The 15,863-nt window shown below is 70.6% G+C and carries 11 protein-coding genes; 5 read left to right on the top strand and 6 right to left on the bottom strand.

Annotation, left to right across the window (positions count from 1 at the left end; translation table 11 throughout):
• Window positions 1–75: 75 nt before the first annotated feature.
• Window positions 76–1,524: an 8-oxoguanine deaminase gene (locus RMP06_RS16830; protein ID WP_310462949.1), complete on the bottom strand. Its 1,449-nt coding sequence runs from the start codon at window positions 1,522–1,524 to the stop codon at window positions 76–78.
• A gap of 168 nt (window positions 1,525–1,692) precedes the next feature.
• On the opposite strand from RMP06_RS16830, the gene RMP06_RS16825 reads away from it, so the two are divergent.
• The 4 genes from RMP06_RS16825 (at window position 1,693) to RMP06_RS16810 (ending at window position 8,654) form a co-directional block, all read left to right on the top strand.
• Complete coding sequence (locus tag RMP06_RS16825) at window positions 1,693–3,204, top strand: pyridoxal phosphate-dependent decarboxylase family protein (RefSeq protein WP_310462948.1); 1,512 nt, start codon at window positions 1,693–1,695, stop codon at window positions 3,202–3,204.
• Window positions 3,201–4,454, top strand: coding sequence for an ATP-grasp domain-containing protein (locus RMP06_RS16820; RefSeq protein WP_310462947.1), 1,254 nt, complete (start codon window positions 3,201–3,203; stop codon window positions 4,452–4,454). Before RMP06_RS16825 ends, RMP06_RS16820 begins: the two co-directional genes overlap by 4 nt.
• Before the next feature lie 12 nt (window positions 4,455–4,466).
• Window positions 4,467–5,963 (top strand): hypothetical protein, encoded by a 1,497-nt coding sequence (locus tag RMP06_RS16815; protein WP_310462946.1) that lies wholly within the window; start codon window positions 4,467–4,469, stop codon window positions 5,961–5,963.
• A gap of 120 nt (window positions 5,964–6,083) precedes the next feature.
• A complete protein-coding gene (locus RMP06_RS16810) occupies window positions 6,084–8,654 on the top strand; it encodes a GspE/PulE family protein (RefSeq protein ID WP_310462945.1) in 2,571 nt (856 codons plus the stop codon).
• A gap of 14 nt (window positions 8,655–8,668) precedes the next feature.
• Here the strand turns inward: RMP06_RS16810 and mutL are convergent, their stop codons facing one another.
• Both mutL and RMP06_RS16800 read right to left on the bottom strand, forming a co-directional pair.
• Window positions 8,669–10,471, bottom strand: coding sequence for a DNA mismatch repair endonuclease MutL (gene mutL / locus RMP06_RS16805; RefSeq protein WP_310462944.1), 1,803 nt, complete (start codon window positions 10,469–10,471; stop codon window positions 8,669–8,671).
• A gap of 30 nt (window positions 10,472–10,501) precedes the next feature.
• The gene (locus RMP06_RS16800; protein ID WP_310462943.1) at window positions 10,502–11,620 is read right to left on the bottom strand and encodes an ABC transporter substrate-binding protein; all 1,119 of its coding nucleotides are present in this window, start codon (window positions 11,618–11,620) and stop codon (window positions 10,502–10,504) included.
• A 190-nt stretch (window positions 11,621–11,810) separates the two neighbouring features.
• On the opposite strand from RMP06_RS16800, the gene RMP06_RS16795 reads away from it, so the two are divergent.
• Window positions 11,811–12,473 carry a DedA family protein gene (locus RMP06_RS16795; RefSeq protein ID WP_310462942.1) on the top strand — a complete coding sequence of 221 codons (663 nt, stop codon included), beginning with the start codon at window positions 11,811–11,813 and terminating at the stop codon, window positions 12,471–12,473.
• Here the strand turns inward: RMP06_RS16795 and RMP06_RS16790 are convergent.
• Genes RMP06_RS16790 through tsaE form a run of 3 tightly spaced genes read right to left on the bottom strand, consistent with a single transcriptional unit; the run spans window position 12,460 to window position 15,862 of the window.
• Window positions 12,460–13,887, bottom strand: coding sequence for an alpha/beta hydrolase family protein (locus RMP06_RS16790; RefSeq protein ID WP_310462941.1), 1,428 nt, complete (start codon window positions 13,885–13,887; stop codon window positions 12,460–12,462). The two genes, RMP06_RS16795 and RMP06_RS16790, sit on opposite strands and share 14 nt — an antisense overlap.
• The gene (locus tag RMP06_RS16785) at window positions 13,884–15,374 is read right to left on the bottom strand and encodes an N-acetylmuramoyl-L-alanine amidase (protein ID WP_310462940.1); all 1,491 of its coding nucleotides are present in this window, start codon (window positions 15,372–15,374) and stop codon (window positions 13,884–13,886) included. Before RMP06_RS16785 ends, RMP06_RS16790 begins: the two co-directional genes overlap by 4 nt.
• Entirely contained in the window at window positions 15,371–15,862 is a 492-nt protein-coding gene (gene tsaE, locus RMP06_RS16780) for a tRNA (adenosine(37)-N6)-threonylcarbamoyltransferase complex ATPase subunit type 1 TsaE (protein WP_310462939.1), read from the bottom strand. The genes RMP06_RS16785 and tsaE overlap by 4 nt, the downstream gene beginning before the upstream one ends.
• Window position 15,863 lies beyond the last annotated feature (1 nt).

Here is a 15,863-nt window from a genome sequence, read left to right as displayed (position 1 = left end):
CATTACACGTGTAACCTGATACGCCGCTGCAATGTCATCCAGCATACCGAATCTGTCATTTCAGGTCTACGCTCGTCACCCCGCGACCAACCCCACCGCCAACCGATCATGCCGCTCCACCAGCGGCCCCAGATCCACCGTCGTCAACGCCCCCTCACGCACCAGCACCCGCCCCCCGACGATGTTCCACGCCACCGACGGACTCGCGCACAGCAACAGCGCCGCCAGCGGGTCATGCACCGCGCCGCCGGCCATCGCCAGCCCGCCCGTGGGCCACAGCACCAGATCGGCCGCCATCCCCACCGACAGGTGCCCGATGTCATCCCGGCCGAGCACCTTCGCGCCGCCCCGCGTGGCGATCTCCAGCGCATCCCGCGCCGTCATCTCCGCCGGCCCGAGGTCGCAGCCGTAGCGCAGCACGCCGCCCGCGTCCATCTCCGGCGGCTGCATCGCCCGCCCGACCCGCGCCAGCAGCAGCGCCTGCCGCGCCTCGTTCAACAGGTGCGCCGCGTCGTTGCTCGCGCTGCCGTCCACGCCGAGGCCAACCGGCACGCCCGCGTTCAGCATCCGCCGGATCGGCGCGATGCCCGAGGCCAGCCGCATGTTGCTGCAAGGGCAGTGCGCGACCCCCGTGCCGGTCGCGGCGAAGCGGGCCAGGCCGTGCGCGTCGAGCTTGACGCAGTGCGCGTGCCACACGTCGTCGCCCAGCCAGCCCACGCTCTCGGCGTACTCCGTGGGCGTCATGCCGAACTTGAACTGGCTGTAGGCGAGGTCGTGGTCGTTCTCGGCCAGGTGGGTGTGCATCCGCGCGCCGAGGCTGCGGGCCAGCGCCGCCGAGTCGCGCATCAGCTCCCGGCTGACCGAGAACGGCGAACACGGCGCCGCCACCACGCGCAGCCGGCTGTAGCGGCCGTTGTCGTTGTAGGTCTCGATCAGCCGCTGCGTGTCGGCCAGGATCGCCTCCTCGCGCTCGACGAGGTGGTCCGGCGGCAACCCGCCCGCCGACTCGCCCACGCTCATGCTGCCCCGCGCGGCGTGGAAGCGCATGCCGACCTGCTGTGCCGCCTCGATCTGGTGGTCGAGCGTGACGCCGTTCGGGTAGATGTAGAGGTGGTCCGAACTCGTCGTGCAGCCCGACAGCAGCAGCTCGGCCATCGCCACCTGGGTCGAGACCTGCACCATCTCCGGCGTCAGCCCAGCCCAGATCGGGTAGAGCGTCTTCAGCCAGCCGAACAGCTCGGCGTTCTGCGCGGCGGGGACGGCGCGGGTCAGCGACTGGTACATGTGGTGGTGCGTGTTCACCAGCCCCGGCGTGACGACGTGGCCCCGCGCGTCGATCACCTCGCCGTGGGCGCGCACCTCGTCGAGGATCTGCGCCGGCACTTCGCCCGCCGCGTAGACCGCCGCGATCTGCTCGCCACGGATGAGCAGGCTCGCGCCGCGCAGCTCGCGGCGGGTGTCGTCGAAGGTGGCGATCAGGTCGGCCTGGTGGATCAGCAGGAGAGGGGAGGGCGGGGTGTTCATCGGGGGATTGTCGAGGGCTGGGAGGCGTTTCCGCAATGGTTCGGTGGCGTGTTGACGGACGTGTTGACCGGGACGGCATGCCGAACAGCGCCCTGAACGCCGGCCTGTTCGATCGGACAGCCGCAGGGGCCGCACCTACGCTCGGGGGACGCCGAATGTCGTCACCCCATGCCAGAACTTGAATCCTTTTCGCTGGATCCCGCCAACCCCGCCGACTGGGCCGCCGTGCGCGCGCAGGGCCACCGGATGCTCGACGATCTGTTCGACCACCTCGAACAGATCCGCGAACGCCCGGTCTGGCAGCCAATCCCTGCCGAGGTGCGCACCGCCTTCGACGAACCGCTGCCGGCCGCACCCATCGCGCTGGCCGAGGCGCACGGGCGCTTCATGTCCCAGGTGCTGCCCTACGCGGTTGGCAACACGCACCCGCGCTTCATGGGCTGGGTCCATGGCGGCGGCACAGTGGAGGGCATGCTGGCCGAGATGCTCGCCGCGGGTCTGAACGCCAACCTCGGCGGGCGCGACCAGATGCCGCTCGAAGTCGAGCGCCAGATCGTGCGCTGGATGCGTGACCTGTTCGGTTTCCCCGCCACGGCGGGCGGGCTGCTGGTCACGGGCTCGTCGATGGCCAACCTGATCGGCGTGCTCGTGGCGCGCACGCGAACGCTGGGCACGCTGTCGCGCCAGACCGGTGTGGCCGCCAGTGCCGACGGCCCGCGGCTGGTCGCCTATGCCGCGGAGAGCGTCCACGGCTGTGTGGCCCAGGCGTTTTCCATCAGTGGCCTGGGCACACAGGCGCTGCGCCGCGTGCCGGTTGGCGCGGACCACCGCATCGACCTCGCCGCATTGCAGGCCCGGATCACCGCCGACCGCGCCGCCGGCCTGCGCCCCTTCCTCGTCGTCGGCACGGCGGGCACGGTGGACACCGGCGCGGTGGACGATCTGGCCGCCATCGCCGACGTGGCGGCCCGTGAGCGGCTGTGGTTCCACGTCGATGGGGCGTTTGGCGCCTTGGGGATGCTGTCGCCGCAGGTGGCGCCACGGTTGCGTGGCATCGAACGCGCGGACTCGATCGCACTCGATTTCCACAAGTGGGGCCAGGTGCCCTACGACGCCGGCTTCATCCTCGTGCGCGACCAGGCCGACCAGCTCGCCGCCTTCGCCTCGCCCGCGGCCTACCTGTCGCGCCACCCGCGCGGGCTGGCGGCCGGCTCGCCGTGGCCGTGTGACCTCGGGCCGGACCTGTCGCGGGGGTTCCGGGCGCTCAAGGTCTGGTTCACCCTCGTCACCCACGGCACCGACCGCCTCGGCGCCGCCATCGCCCAGTCCTGCCAGCTCGCCCAGCGGCTGCAGGCGCGCATCCTGTCCGAGCCGGCGCTGGAATTGCTCGCGCCGGTCACGCTGAACATCGTCTGCTTCCGCTACCTCGGCCCACCGGGCGCACACCGGCTGGACGCCGCCGCCACCGACCACCTCAACGCCGAACTGGTCGCCGATCTGCACGAGTCCGGCCTGGCCGTTCCTTCCACGACCACGCTGGGCGGGCGCACGGCCATCCGCGTCGCACTGGTCAACCACCGCACCGAGGCGGCCGACCTCGACGTTCTGCTCGACGCCGTGCTGCGTCTGGGCGCCCAGCGCCTGCCCGATCCTGCTTTTTCTTGCGAGACCGCCCCATGAACATGCCCTGCATCGAATTCCAGCCGCAACAGATTCCAGCGGTTCAGCCGCCGCCGCTGATGGGGCTGGCGCGTCTGATGGCCATGGCTTTCCAGGGCACCGACCTGATGCCATTGGCCCAGACGCTGATCAGCCGCGCCACCGAAGACGAACACGACGCCAATGCCTTGATGGACCTGTCCACCGTCCTGCTGCTGCAGGGGCTGCGCGATGTCGGGCTGGCGACGCAGGCACAGGCGATCGAGTGCCGGCGTGTCTTTGACCTGCCCGCCGAGGGCACCCCGGCGCTGCGCCTGCTGGCCGTGATGACACCGGGCGATCTGATGACGAACGCACCGCTGGCGTTTCTCGCCGAGCGCACGGACGTGGCGCTGACCATGCTCTATGTGCAGCCCGGCGAGCCGCTGCCGCACTGGCTGCCGCCGCACGACGCGCTGTGGATCGCGGTGTCCGAGTCCGACCCGGTGCGCGGTCTGCTGGAAGACCTGTCCGACGCCTGCGCCGGCTGGGGTACGCCGGCGATCAACCACCCGGCGCGCACGCTGCGCACGGCGCGCACCCAGGCGTGCAGCGAATTGCATGGCGTGCCGGGCCTGCACATTCCGCAGACCATCCGGGCCGATCGCGCGCTGCTGCAGCGCCTGGTGCGCTGCGAGATCGATCCGATCGCCGTGTTGTCGGACGGCCGCTGGCCGCTGATCATCCGGCCAGTCGACTCCCACGCCGGCCGCGGGCTGGAGAAGCTCGCCTCGCCCTTCGATCTGACGCGCTACCTCGCGGCCATGCCCGATGCCGAGTTCTTCCTGTCCCGCTTCGTCGACTACGCCAGCGCCGACGGCCAGTTCCGCAAGTTCCGCGTGGTGCTGGTGGATGGTGTGCCCTACGCGGTGCATCTGGGCGTGTCCTCGCACTGGATGGTGCATTACCTCAACGCCGGCATGACCGAGTCCGCCGCCAAGCGCGCCGAGGAGGAGCGCTTCATGGCCGACTTCGACACCGATTTCGCGCAACGCCACGCCGCGGCGCTGCAGGGCGTCAGCGAACGCATCGGGCTGGATTACCTCGTCATCGACTGCGCCGAGATGCCGGACGGCGATCTGCTGGTGTTCGAGATTGATCCTGGCGCCGCCGTCCATTCGATGGATTCACCCGATCTCTTCCCCTACAAGCTGCCCGCGATGGAAAAGGTGCGCACTGCCTTCCGCGCATTGCTGGAGCGCTCGGTCGCCACACGCACGACCTTGGCCTGAGAGGCGGATGCCATGTTCACGACCGCGGCGCGGGCCTTGACCGAAGGGGGTGACGCCCGCATCCGTCTCGGCGGTGCGGGGGCCAATGCCTATGGCTGTCCCCCGCGGCCGGACCCCGGGCTGGTCGCACTCGGATCGTCCACGGCCTCGGTGATTTCCACGCCAGCGTTCGAGGCCGCGGCGGCGCTGTGCGCGCGGCTGGCGGCGCGATCGGGTGGGTACGCCGCGGAAGTCGCCCGGCTGCGGCGCACGCTGTTGCAGCTCAGCGGCGCCGACGCCGTGCTCGGAACCGACACCGTGCTGGCCGCCTCCGGCACCGATCTGCACCTCTTCGCCACGCAGCTGGTGGCGCGTGATCCGGGCTTGGCCGTGCAGGCGGTGATGGCCGAAGCGGCGGAGACCGGCAGTGGGGTACCCGCTGCGCTGGCGACCCGCCACTTCGCCACCGGTACCTGCCAGGGCCGCACCGTGTTGCGTGGTGCCCCGGTGTCGGCGCAATCTCCCTGCGAGCCGATCGCCGTGGCGCTGCGCGAAGCCGACGGCACGCCGCGCAGTGCCGAGGCCGTGGATGCCGATTTCTCTGCCGGGGTGGAGCAGGTGCTGCGTGCCGGGCGGCGCTGCCTGCTGGTGCTGACCGACGTGTCCAAGACCGGCCTGCTCGCGCCAACGCCCGCCTGCGCCACCCGGCTGCGCAAGCGCCACGGCGAGCGGCTGGAGGTGCTGGTCGATGCCTGCCAGTTCCGGCTGACGCCCGCTTCGCTGGCGGACTATCTGGCGCAGGACTGGATGGTCGCGATCACCGGGTCCAAGTTCGTCACGGGTCCGGCCTTCTGCGGCGCGCTGCTGCTGCCACCTGCGCTGGCGCGGCGCTGCTGGCACCACCCGCTCACCGCCCTGCAGCTCTACACCGCCCGCAGCGACTGGCCCGGCCACTGGCCCGCCGCCGATGGCCTGGATGACACGCCCAACCCTGGGCTGCTGCTGCGCTGGCAGGCGGCGCTGGTCGAGCTGCAGCGTTTTCGCGCCGTGCCGGAGCCGCTGGTGGACCGGTTCCTGCAGCATTGGGGCCGTGCGGTGGCGGAGCGGCTGCGCAGCGACACCACCTTTGAAGCCGTGCCGGTCACGTCGCTGGAAGGCGCGCGCGGCGGGCGCTGGGCGGGTAGGCGCTGGGACCGGCACCAGACCATCTTTCCGTTCCTCGTCTACCGCCGCACACCGCAAGGCCTCCGTGTCCCGCTGACACCGGCGCAGACCGCCGACCTGCACCGCGCCCTGGCCGAGTCGGATGCGAACCAGCCGCAGGATTCGCTGGCCAGTGGGCGCTTCCAGCTGGGCCAGCCAGTGGCCTGCGGGTTGCGCGACGGGCATCCGGTCAGCGCGCTGCGTTTGTGTGCCAGTGCGCGGACCGTGGTGCAGGCGACGCGCTCGGTGCAGGGCCGCGCCACTGCGGTCGCACAGGCGATGGCGGCGCTGGACAAGGTGGGGTGGCTGGTGCGGCGGATGGGGTAATCGCCCCATCAATCGGCACCTATTCCCCCGTTCCCCCCAGCGGCTGATTCCCTAGCATCCATCCGTCCCGGTGCGCGTGGCGCGCTGGCATGGCTTGCTTGCTTGCCCCAGGAACCGCCCATGTCCGATCTGTCCCAGTCGCATCTGAAGTCCGCCACACCGGCCGAAGCGCCGCTGCCGCTGTCGGCGCGTCCGCGCAAGGGCGGTGAGGCGCCGTTTGCGTGGCCGACACCGCCGTTCGCCGCCTACGCGCTGCCCGAGCCGCAACGCTCGCCGCTGGCCTGCGAGATCGAGGGCCGCACCGGCAATCTGATGACCGGGCAACTGGTGCTGATGGAGGTCGGCGCCGGCATCGCGCGGGTGCAGGTGCCGCCGGAACGGATCACGCTGCCGATGCGCTTCGACCAGATCCGGCGCATCACGCTGCAGGTGCCGACCGTGCCGCTGGCCCGGCAGGCGATGGCGGTCACGTCGGAGGCGGCCGCGCCGGCTGCGGCGAATCCAGCCGAACCGGCCTCTGAAGAACACGCGCAGGTGCTGGAGCACCACGCCGCCCAGCCCTACACCGTCCACCTCCACGGGGGTGGCACGGTGGGGGGGGTCACTGTCGGTCATGTCGAGAACGAAGTGGGCCTGTTCCTGTTCGCGCCGCTGGATGACCGGGGCACGGTGCAGACCTCTTTCCTGCCGCGCTCGGCCTATGACCGCGTGCAGGTGGGCGAGCGCCTGGGCACGCTGCTGATCGAGGAAGCGGCGGTCACGGCCGAGCAGGTCGAGCAGGCGGTGCAGATCCAGAAGAAGAACCGCGGCCAGAAGCTCGGCGAGCTGCTGGTGGCGCGCCAGATCGTGACACCCGAGCAGCTGCTGTCGGCGCTGGACAAGCAGGCGCGCATGCCGATGGTGCGGCTGGGCGAGGCGCTGGTGGCGCTGGGCTATGTCACGGACGCGCAGTTGAACGACGTGCTCGGCCAGCAGGTCAACGAGCGCCAGCAGCCGCTGGGCCAGGTGCTGCTGGGCCGCGAGTGGGTGACGCCACAGCAGCTGCGCGTGGCGCTGGCGCGCAAGCTGGGCTATCCAGTCGTCAACCTGAGCACCTTCAAGCCGCAGATCGAGGCGCTGGCCCGATTGCCGGTCGACCTGGCACGGGCGCTGGAGGTGTTGCCGCTGGTGCACCGCGCCGGGCGTCTGGTGGTGGCGATGCAGGACGTGACGCGCCAGGCGGTGCTGGAGCAGTTGCAGACGCTGACGCATTGCACGATCGCGCCTGCACTGGCCGGCACAGGCGACCTGAAGGCGGCGATCGAGCGCGGCTATGAGCGTTTGCCCATGCCGGAACTGGGTGGCGAACGTGTGGAGCAGGACGCAGCGGCTGGCGAATCCGCCAGCGAGTCCACCGCGCCTCGGCGCACCGGCAAGGCCGCCAAGGGTGACAAGTCGGACCGCGCGGAAGGCCCGGTCGTGCAGCTGCTCATCACGCTGGTGGCCGACGCGATGGGCCGCGGCGCCAGCAGCATCCACCTCGAAAACCACCCGAGCGAGGACAAGCTGTGGGTGCGCCTGCGCCGCGACGGCCGCATGGAGCCGCACAGCGAGCTGCCCGGCAGCTACCGCAACAGCCTGATTCCGCGCATCAAGATGCTGGCGGAGATGGACGTGCAGGACACTCGCCGGCCCCAGGAAGGGCGGCTGGCGTTTTCGCGGCTGATGCAGGCGCACAAGATCGAGCTGCGCGTGACGACGCTGCCGACGCAGGGCGGCTTCGAGGACGTGGTGCTCGGGCTGCCAACGCGGCTCAAGACGCTGAAGTTTGACGGACTGGGTTTGACGACGCAGGACCAGGAGCGCATCACCGCGATGCTGAAACGCCCGTCGGGGATGCTGCTCACGGTCGGTCCGGCCCGCTCCGGGCGCACCACGACGCTGTTCGCCGAGCTGGCGCTGGTGAACCAGCCGGACCGCAAGATCGTCTCCATCGAGGAACGCATCGAGATGACGCTGCCCGGCGTGCGCCAGATCGAGGTGAATCCGCGGGCCGGCCATACCCACGAGCAGGCGCTGCGGGCGGTGCTGTCGGCGGATGCGGACGTGATCGTCATCGACACGATCCCGGACAGCGCCACCGCGCGGCTGGCGGTCGAGGCGGCGGTCTCGGGCCGGCTGGTGCTGGCGTCGATGCCGGGGCGCACGGCGTCCGAGGCGATCCAGCGCCTGCTGGACATGGGCGTGGAGCCGTGGAATCTGGGTGACGCGCTGCTGGGGGTGCACGCGCAGCGGCTGTTGCGGCGGCTGTGCAGCGCCTGCCGCATGAGCCGCTCGGCCAAGGAGCCGGAAATCGACGAGTGGATCGAGGGCTACTTCCATGGCGCCGCGGTGGAAGCCGCCGAGGCCGAGCGCGCGCAACTGCGTGCAAGCTGGCTGGAACGTTATGGCCGCGACGGCCGCCTGCGCCGCTACCAGAGCGCCGGCTGCGAGCGCTGCCGCGAATCGGGCTACCGCGGCCGGGTGGCGGTGCACGAGCTGCTGGTGATCAACCGGGAGCTGCGCCGCCTGATCCGCGCCGGTGCGCCGGCGTGGAACATCCAGCGCCAAGGCTTGGTGGACGGCATGCGCACGCTGCGGCAGGACGCGGTGGAGAAGATGCTGGCCGGGCTGACCAGCCTCGACGAGGTCCGCAGCGTCGCGGATCTTTGACGGCAGAGGCGGGCTCAGCGCCCGCGCAGGAACAGCGTGTCGAGTTCCTTGATCGTCACTTGGCGCCAGGTCGGGCGGCCGTGGTTGCAGAGGTCGGCGCGCTCGGTGCGTTCCATGTCGCGCAGCAGCGCGTTCATCTCTTCCAGCGTCAGCCGCCGGTTGGCGCGCACGGCGCCGTGGCAGGCCATGGTGGACAGGATCTCGTCATGCGCCCGCTGCACCAGCGCGCTGGCCTCGTGCTCCGACAACTCGCCCAGCACCGACCGCGCCAGCGCCACCGCGTCCGCATCGCGCAGCGCAGCGGGCACGGCGCGCACCGCCAGCACCCCCGGCGACAGCGGCGCCACGTCCAGCCCGAGGCGGGCGAGGGTGGTGGCATGGGCTTCGGCCGCGGCGACTTCGGTCGGTGTGGCGGAGAAGGTGGCGGGGATCAGCAGGGGCTGGCTGTCGATCGTGCGTTCGCCCTGGCCGTCGCCGAGGCGGGCCTTGAGCTGCTCGTAGACGATGCGCTCGTGCGCGGCGTGCATGTCCACGATCACCAGTCCGTGGCGGTTCTCGGCCAGCACGTAGAGGCCACCGAGTTGCGCCAGCGCACGGCCGAGCGGCCAGTCGTCGGCCGGCGCTGGCGCGGTGTCCACCACCGGCGCGGCGCTCGGGCTGCGGGGCCAGTCCGGTGGCATCTCGCGGGCGTGCAGCGCGGCAGCATGCTGGAGCACGAGGCTGCCCTGGATCGGCGGTGTCGGGCGCCAGACGGACATGGGGGTTGGCGCCGTGCCCAGCGGTTCGGCGGACACGTCGGCAGGCACATCCGCCGTGCGCGACAAGGCCAGCGCCTGCTCCACGGCACGCCGCACCGCCTGATGCACTTCCCGTGAATCCCGGAACCGCACCTCGATCTTGGTCGGATGCACGTTCACATCCACCCGGTCCGGCGCGATGTCGATGCGCAGCACATAGCTTGGCTGCCGCGTCCCGTGCAGCACGTCCTCGTAGGCCGAGCGCACACCATGCCCGATCAGCCGGTCGCGTACATGGCGGCCGTTGACATAGGCGTATTGCAAATCCGCCCGCGCCCGCGCCGCTTCGGGCAGACCGACCCGGCCGCGGATCACCAGCGGCCCGACCTGTACCTCGACCGGCCGGCTCGCGGCGATGAAGTCCGCCCCCAGCACGTCGCGCAGCCGCTGCTCGGCCGCCGCGGGGCGGAGCTGCTCGACCAGCCGGCCCTCGTGCCACACCGCAAAACCGACCTCCGGATGCACCAGCGCATGCCGGCGCACGGCTTCGAGGCAGTGGCCCAGCTCGGTCGCGTCGGTCTTGAGGAACTTGCGCCGCGCAGGCGTGGAGAAGAACAGCTCGCGCACCTCGACGGTGGTACCGGTGGCGCGTGCAGCGGGGGACAGCTCGCCGGTGCGGGCGTCGATGCGCCGGGCGTGGGCGTCGTCGGCGGTGCGGCTGGTGATGGACAGCTCTGCCACCGAGCCGATCGCAGCCAGCGCCTCGCCGCGGAAGCCCATCGTGCCGACCTGCTCCAGTTCGGCGAGCGAGTCGATCTTGCTGGTGGCGTGGCGGCGCAGGGCCAGCGGCAGCTCGTCGGCGGGGATGCCCGCGCCGTCGTCCTCGACCACGATGGCGCGCACGCCGCCAGCCGCCAGCCGCACGGTGATCTGCGCCGCACCAGCGTCGAGCGCGTTGTCCAGCAACTCGCGCACGACCGAGGCCGGCCGCTCGACTACTTCGCCCGCGGCGATCTGGCTGATCAGCGCATCCGGCAGTTCGCGGATGGGACGGCGGGGGGCGGGGGACAGGATCGACATGGGCGGATTGTAGGAACCCGCCTGCCGTGCTCAGTGCAGGTAGCGGCCCGACTCGGTGAATTGCACCAGCTCGACGAAGCGCGAGCCGCTGAGTTCCTGCCGGCTGAAGTTCACGGTCATGCCGGCGATGTACCACTGCAGCACCTTGAGCGTGGCGTGCAGCCGGGCCCGGCTGAGGTCGCCGTTGCAGCGCCGCAGCGCCTCGATCAGTACCTGCGCGTTGAGCCAGCCTTCCAGGCTCGCGTAGCCGACCGGCACCTGGGCGGCGCTGGCCAGGTCGCGGTAGTCGGCGATCTGGCGGTCGCTCTCGCTCCAGGGGTAGGGCACGACCTGCGAGATGGCCAGTCCCCGTGCCTGCGCGCCGATGCGGCGGATGGCGTCCTCGTCGGAGACGATGGACAGGCCGTAGAACGCGGGATGGCGGCGCAGCCCGGCGGCGGTGGCCATCACGGTGGCGGCCTGTGAGCCGTTGACGAACAGCACGATGGCCTGCGGGGCGAGTGCCAGCAGCTTGCGCGCGGCTTCCTGCGCGGTGGCGCCGTCGGGGGTGACGGCGGCGGTGCCGGCCAGCGTCAGGCCCTGGCCGGTCAAGGCGTCGGCGATGACCTTGAGGCCCTCCTGCCCGAACGGGCTGGACAGGTGGACCACGCCGATGCGCTGCAGGCCGACCGTGGCCAGATGCAGCGCCAGCGCCGATGCTTCCTGACTGAGACTGGCGCGCACGAAATAGGCGATGCCCCGGCACTGCGCCCGCACCGAATCGGCCACCCAGAGTCCGCCCAGCGCGGGCACGCCGTGGCGGCGCAGCAGCGGCTCGATGGCGGCCATGCTCAGGCTGCCGGCGCAGCCGAACAGTGCGGTGGCGTTCTGTTCGGTGATGAGCTTGTCGCAGATGGCCTGTGCGAGGACTGGATCGCCCCGGTCGTCGGCGGTGACCCAGCGCAGGTGCCGGCCGCCGATGCCGCCGCGTGCGTTGAGCGTGTCGAAAGCGAGCTGCGCGCCGGCATTGAACGCCAGCACCGGTGGCGACAGCGGGCCGGTCAGCGGCGCGGACTGGCCGAACACGAGGTCGGACCCCGCTGTGGCTGCTCCGGCAGGGCGCACCAGCACGGCGGCGGCACTCGCCAGAACGAAGCGTCTGCGTAGCATGGATTCGGAGGTAAGAGAAGCTGAATATGCAGGGAGACTGGTTTGTCAACCCCTGAAATGGACGGGACCGAGTGTGCACCACGGTTTTTTCACCTGACCTGTCGCCCGGTCGACTGCTTCCAGCGGGTGTGTGGAATTGCCTAATCTGGTGCCACATGGGGGTGAGATGGCGGTGTTAATCTCGCGCGCCATGGACATCCTGCCCTTCCTGATCGATTTCATTCTCCATGTGGACAAGCACCTGGCCACCTTCGTGACCACCTACGGGGCCTGGGTCTACGCGCTGCTGTTCCTCATCATCTTCGTCGAGACCGGCGTGGTGGTGATGCCCTTCCTGCCGGGGGATTCGCTGCTGTTCGTGGTGGGTGCCATGTGCGGCGTCGGCCTGATGGACTACACGCTGTCGGTCGGGCTGCTGTTCGCGGCGGCCGTGCTGGGCAACCAGAGCAACTACACCATCGGCCGCCTCCTTGGTCCCAAGGTCTTTCAGTGGGAGGACAGCCGCTGGTTCAACAAGCGCGCCTTCGACCAGGCCCACGCCTTCTACGAGCGCCACGGCGGCAAGACCATCATCGCCGCCCGCTTCATGCCCTTCGTGCGCACCTTCGCACCGTTTGTCGCGGGGGTGGCCCAGATGACGCGCAGCAAGTTCACGCTCTACGACGTGACCGGCGGCGCGCTGTGGGTGGGTGGCATCGTCACCGTGGGCTACTTCTTCGGCAACGTGCCGTGGGTGAAGCAGCACCTGGACAAGATCATCTGGTCGATGATCGCGATTCCCGGGGTACTGGTGCTGTTTGGCGCCTGGAAAGCGCGCCGCAACGAAGCAAAGGCCAAGGTCAGGGCCGCTTGACGCCCGGCGTGGCCACTTCGGCTCGGCGCCGCGGCGGCACACGGCTGTCGAGGGAAGCCGGCTGGTAATCGACCCGGATGCGGCAGCCGCTGGCCGGTTGCCACTGTGCAGGCAGCGCCTTGCAGCGCTGTGACAGGGAGGCGGCATCGGGCTTGCTCCCCTTGTCCACCCAGTCCAGCAGCGCGCCCACCGCGCTCACGTACTGCGCATCGCTGGAGTAGCTGTGTTCGCGGTCGGCGGTGTAGACCTGCACCAGCTTGTCCGCAGCGCCCGCCTCGGCCACGTTGTCGCGGAAATGGGATTCCAGCTCGACGAAGGCGGTCATGTCGTCGGTGCCGTGCAGGGTCAGCGTGGGCAGCAGAAGCCGGCCGGTCGGATCGGTGTCACGGCCGAGTTCGGCCAGGGCGGCGGGGTCGGCCCGCAAGCGTTGCACGTCGCGGTTCAGCGCGGCGTCGTCGGGCGAGCCGCTGTACTGCACGCCTTCGTTGCCGAAGGGATTGCGGCCCTTCAGCTTGCGCATCGAGATGTCCTGGAAATGCCAGGTCGCCCAGTTCAGGTGCGGCAGGATCTCGTTTTCAGGCAGTTTCACCACGCGGGTGAGGGTGTTCAGCCGCTGCTGCTGGGCGGCGCTGCGCTCGGCGGGTTTGCGCTGCACGCCCAGGCACGCATCGGCCCGCTCGGCCAGTTCGGCCCGGGTGAGCTTCGATTCCAGCGGCAAGCCCATCCCCAGCGGATAGGCGCTTTCCTCGGGCTTCGGGTGGTTGTTGCACAGCGCCTGGTAGACCACGCGCAGGTCGATCCGCACGTCGTAGGACCGCGTTCCGCCCGCCAGCACGCCGCTGGTCAGCAGCACGGCGTCGTAGGGCAGCGGGCCGGGTGTCGTGCGGCGCGGGTCGATGTCGGGGGTGACGTAGCGTTCGGCCATGCGTGCGGCGACACCGGCACCCCAGCTCTGGCCATGCAGCACGGTGCGGCGCGGCTGGCCGATGGCGGCGAGCGTGAGCTGGCGCAGCCGCTCGGTGTCTTCGGCCGCGGCCAGCACCTCGACGCCACCCTGCCGGAAGCTGGACCCGGCCCAGGCATGGCCGGCGCGCAGCATCACGCTCCAGCGTTGCAGGTCGGCGGTGCTGCGCGCCAGGGTCGGCTCGCCCAGCGCGGGGCCGCCGTGGGCGTGCACCACCAGCACGCCCGTCTCGGGCGCCCAGTCCTTCGGCACCGCGATCCAGTAGTAGGCGCCGAGGTAATCGCGGCCGTTCAGGCAGCGGGTGCCCTCGGGAATTCCGGTCGGACACGGGGCGGCAGTCGGCAGCGCAGTGCCCGATGGGGCTGAAGATGCCGATTGCGCCGATTGCGCCCCGGCGGTGAGCACCGTGGTGCCCAGCAGAAGCGCCGACAGGAGAGGATTCAGTGTCATAGCAGACGCTCGCGGGCCAGGGGTGGGTTGCGGGAGAAGTAGCGCACGATGCCGGTGTAGACGGCCTTGACGAGCTGCGCCTGGTAGTCCTCGTCGCGCAGCTTGGCTTCTTCCTGGGGATTGGAGATGAAGGCGGTCTCGACCAGGATCGAGGGAATGTCGGGCGCCTTGAGCACCGCGAATCCCGCCTGCTCGACCTGCCCCTTGTGCAGCTTGCCGACCTGCCCGATGTTGCCGAGCACCTCGCGGCCCACGCGCAGGCTGTCCTTGATCTGCGCGGTGGTGCTCATGTCGAGCAGGGCGCGCAGCACGTGGGTGTCCTTGGTGGCGACGTTGATGCCACCGATGGCGTCCGCGGCGTTTTCGCGCTTCGCCATCCAGCGGGCGGCCGTGCTGGTCGCGCCTGAATCCGACAGCGCGAAGACCGAGGCGCCGCGCGCCTCTGGCGTGATGAAGGCGTCGGCGTGGATCGACAGGAACAGGTCGGCCTGCACGCGGCGGGCCTTGTTGACCCGCTCGTGCAGCGGCACGAAGAAATCGGCGTCGCGGGTCAGCATGGCGCGCATGCCGGGGCGGGCGTTGATGCGCTCCTGCAGTTGCTTGGCGATCTGCAGCACGACGTCCTTTTCGCGCAGGCCGGTCGGGCCGATCGCGCCGGGGTCTTCGCCGCCGTGGCCGGGGTCGATGGCGACAATCACCAGCCGATTGATGCCACCGCGACCGGGCGGCACGGACGGTGCGCCCTCGGCGGCGGCCGGTGCTGCGGCGACCCGCGGTGGTGGCGGTGCGACCGTGGCCGCAGGCGCAGAGGCCGGACCGGCACTCTCCGGCTTGAGCGCCACAGTGGGCGGCGCGGGTGGCAGCGGCAGCGTGGGGCGGTTCGTTCGGTCGACACGGCCAATGAACTCGCCGAGTGCGTCGTCCACGTCCGACGCTGCGCGTGCAGAGGCTTCGGCCGTGGTGCTGGCGGGCGCGGGCAGCGGGGTGGGTGCCGCTTCACGCTCTTTCACCAGGGCCAGCAGCGGGTCGGGGGCCTGCGCCGGATAAAGATCGAACACCAGCCGGTAGCGGTAGGGCGCGATCGGCGTGAGCGTGAAGACCTGCGGCGTGGCGGCGCGCTTGAGGTCGAACACCATGCGCACCTGGCGCGGCTGGCTCTGGCCGAGGCGCACGCCGGCGATGTGCGGGTCGTTGGCGCCGATCTTGGCGACCAGCTCGCGCAATTGCGGGCTGAGTTCGAGACCGTCGATGTCGATCACCAGCCGTGCCGGCCCGTCGGTGACGAAGTGGCGGGCTTCGAGCGCGGTGTCGGATTCGAGCGTCACCCGCGTGTAATCCGCCGCTGGCCAGACCCGCACCGCCACCAGCGTGGCGCCGTGGACCAGATCACCGGCACCCAGCACGAGCACCAGCGCACCCGCCTGGCGGAACCATCCCCGGCGGCTGACCGTGTCCAGGGTATCGAAGGCGGGAAGGAGTTGTGTCATGGCAGGGTCTCGTTCAACAGCGCCGCGCCCAGCGGCGTGCAGGCCTGCCACCGTGCCTGCCGGCCGTCGTCGGCTTCAGGCAGCAGCGACAGCGAGAGGTCAGGCACCGGCAGCAGCCCGCTGGCCTTTTCAGGCCACTCGACCAGTTTCAGGCCAGGGCTGGCGAACAGGTCGCGAAAGCCGGCATCCTCCCACTCCCGGGGATCACCGAATCGGTAGAAATCGAAGTGCCAGATGTCCAGTTTGTCCGCTTCGGCCGTGGCGGGGACCTCATGCGGTTCGACGATGGCGTAGCTCGGGCTCTTGATGCGACCGGTCACGCCGAGCGCGCGCAGCAGGTGGCGGGCGAAGGTGGTCTTGCCGGCGCCGAGGGGGCCGTGCAGTTCGATGCAGGCGCGGCGCAGCGCCGGACGGCCGGCCAGGGCGCGGGCGGTGGCCTCGCAGGCGGCTTCGTCGGACCAGTGCTGCTGGCGGGTTTCTAGAATCACC

Origin of the sequence: Sphaerotilus sp., assembly GCF_031429695.1 — a bacterium.
Taxonomy (GTDB): Bacteria; Pseudomonadota; Gammaproteobacteria; order Burkholderiales; family Burkholderiaceae_C; genus Sphaerotilus.
Note: the sequence above shows the minus strand (reverse complement) of the source record. Positions and strands in the feature narration are given on the sequence as shown.

Coding starts and splice junctions, on each gene's coding strand:
- RMP06_RS16820 (WP_310462947.1), top strand. CDS start 3,201: ATGAACATGCCCTGCATCGAATTCCAGCCGCAACAGATTCCAGCGGTT.
- RMP06_RS16825 (WP_310462948.1), top strand. CDS start 1,693: ATGCCAGAACTTGAATCCTTTTCGCTGGATCCCGCCAACCCCGCCGAC.
- RMP06_RS16785 (WP_310462940.1), bottom strand. CDS start 15,374: ATGACACAACTCCTTCCCGCCTTCGATACCCTGGACACGGTCAGCCGC.
- RMP06_RS16800 (WP_310462943.1), bottom strand. CDS start 11,620: ATGCTACGCAGACGCTTCGTTCTGGCGAGTGCCGCCGCCGTGCTGGTG.
- RMP06_RS16815 (WP_310462946.1), top strand. CDS start 4,467: ATGTTCACGACCGCGGCGCGGGCCTTGACCGAAGGGGGTGACGCCCGC.
- mutL (WP_310462944.1), bottom strand. CDS start 10,471: ATGTCGATCCTGTCCCCCGCCCCCCGCCGTCCCATCCGCGAACTGCCG.
- RMP06_RS16795 (WP_310462942.1), top strand. CDS start 11,811: ATGGACATCCTGCCCTTCCTGATCGATTTCATTCTCCATGTGGACAAG.
- RMP06_RS16830 (WP_310462949.1), bottom strand. CDS start 1,524: ATGAACACCCCGCCCTCCCCTCTCCTGCTGATCCACCAGGCCGACCTG.
- RMP06_RS16790 (WP_310462941.1), bottom strand. CDS start 13,887: ATGACACTGAATCCTCTCCTGTCGGCGCTTCTGCTGGGCACCACGGTG.
- RMP06_RS16810 (WP_310462945.1), top strand. CDS start 6,084: ATGTCCGATCTGTCCCAGTCGCATCTGAAGTCCGCCACACCGGCCGAA.